The sequence below is a fragment of the Areca yellow leaf disease phytoplasma genome (assembly GCF_041920595.1).
Window position 1 is genome coordinate 371,674 of record NZ_CP169277.1, and the last position, 476, is coordinate 372,149.

The following is a 476-nucleotide window of genomic DNA, read 5'->3' on the forward strand; positions in this document are numbered from 1 at the left end:
CAATTCCCTTTAAGACGTTCAATAATGATAATATCTAAATGAAGTTCACCCATTCCAGCAATAATAGTTTGCCCGGTTTCATGATTGGAAAAACCTTAAATGTAGGATCTTCTTCAGCTAATTTTGCATAAGTAATCCCCATTTTTTCTTGGTCAGCTTTAGTTTTTGGTTCAACAGCCAATGCAATTACTGGCTCTGGGAAATTCATTGATTCTAAGACGATGGTTTGTCCTTCTGATGCTAAAGTGTCTCCTGTAGTAGTTGCTTTTAATCCCACAACCGCTAAAATATCGTCTGTGTAGTTTTTTACTTCTTCACGAGAATTAGCATGCATTTGTAATAAGCGTCCAAAACGTTCTTGGTTCCTTTTTAGTAGTGTTAGCCACAAGAACCAGCTTTAACTGAACCTGAATAGATACGGAAAAAGGTTAATTTTCCTACATAAGGAAGTAACACGTAACCGGAACGAAGTGAAG

The 476-nt window shown here is 36.8% G+C and carries 1 pseudogene; it reads right to left on the reverse strand.

What is annotated here, in order from left to right:
* Positions 1 to 334 (reverse strand): annotated as a pseudogene (gene fusA, locus ACEW7V_RS02115) (elongation factor G); the annotation flags it as partial.
* Positions 335 to 476 lie beyond the last annotated feature (142 nt).